The organism is Priestia endophytica, assembly GCF_026790145.1.
GTDB classification, from domain to species: Bacteria; Bacillota; Bacilli; order Bacillales; family Bacillaceae_H; genus Bacillus_I; species Bacillus_I endophytica_A.
This window is the reverse complement of record NZ_JALAMS010000091.1, coordinates 607-1874: the sequence shown is the minus strand read 5'-3', so window position 1 is coordinate 1874 and position 1268 is coordinate 607. Positions and strand designations below refer to the sequence as shown.

Genomic DNA, 1268 nt, shown 5'->3' with positions numbered 1-1268 from the left:
AGACTCAAGCGTACGAAATAACTCTTCTCTCCCTGTATCCTTTAATAAGTAACCTTTTGCACCTAACTCTAATCCTTTGAGCATCAGCTTATCCTCATTATAAGTGGTCAATATGATAATTGGAGTGGATATATTCATCTCCTTTAGTCTCTTTATGGTCTCTAATCCATCCATAATTGGCATATTCAAGTCCATCAAGATTACATCAGTTGGGTATTTTTCAATAAACTTAAGCGCTTCTTCTCCGTTTTCAGCTTCTCCTACTACGTTGTATAAATCATTTGTTTCTAAAATTAACTTTAAGCCTTCCCTGACCACCATATGGTCGTCCACAATTAATACATTATATTTCATTAGATTGCTCCTTCTGTTCAAGTGGTACCGATACAACTATTTTTGTACCTTGATTTGGTTCGCTTTCAAACCGTATCTGTCCCCCTATAAGGCGGACTCGTTCTTGTAAGCCACGTAACCCGTATTTTCCATGCTGAGATATGGATAGGTTGGAAATTCCAATCCCATTGTCTTCAATCTTTATATTCAAGTAGTTATTTTCTTTTTCAACCAAGACTTTTGCCTTCGTAGCTTTAGAATGCTTAGCAATATTCGCTAAGCCTTCACTTATAATGTAGAGGCTATGTTCTCTTACAAAATTATTTAAGGGAAAAACATTTTCAATTTTAGACTCAATCTCCATTGCTGTTGCATCTGAAAATCTTGTTATTTCTTCTTTTACAGCATCTTGAAAGCTCATTTTAGATATCGATTTTTCTCGTAAATTATCAATAGCTGTTCTTGAATCACGCATGGTTTTACGAGCTTGAGCCATCGCTTTTTGAATAATTTCTTGAGCTCTTATCTTATTTTCATTCTTCATATGGGAATCAATGGCCTCTAACTGCATAATTAAACCCGCCAAACCTTGTGCTAATGTATCATGAAGATCCCTGGCCATCCTCTGTCTCTCATTTACTAATGTTAGTTCTTCCACCTTGCGATGGGCAATTTCTAATTCACTAAGATAATACTTCATACGGATTCGTTCATTAACTTGTCTATTGTACATAATGTAATAAAAACTAATGATTAGAAGTATGGCAATAAAAATCAGAATAAAGTGAAGCAGTTCCTTAAAGCCGTAAATAATAATAATAGCAACGCTATACTGAGAATAAAGAAAAGAGAAAACAAGGACAACTTGAATAATCTTTTTTAGTACAATCATACTTTGAGCAATTAAAATCGGGAGCAGACCAATTAATAGGACC

2 protein-coding genes are annotated in these 1268 nt (G+C 34.5%); both read right to left on the bottom strand.

Translation table 11 applies throughout. The features are described from left to right. The coding region (locus MOC86_RS27310) for a response regulator (protein WP_268587020.1) at positions 1-354 on the bottom strand (354 nt) is incomplete at its 3' end. Then, positions 344-1268: sensor histidine kinase (locus tag MOC86_RS27305; protein WP_268587019.1), on the bottom strand; the 925-nt coding region annotated here is incomplete at its 5' end. The genes MOC86_RS27305 and MOC86_RS27310, both read right to left, overlap by 11 nt.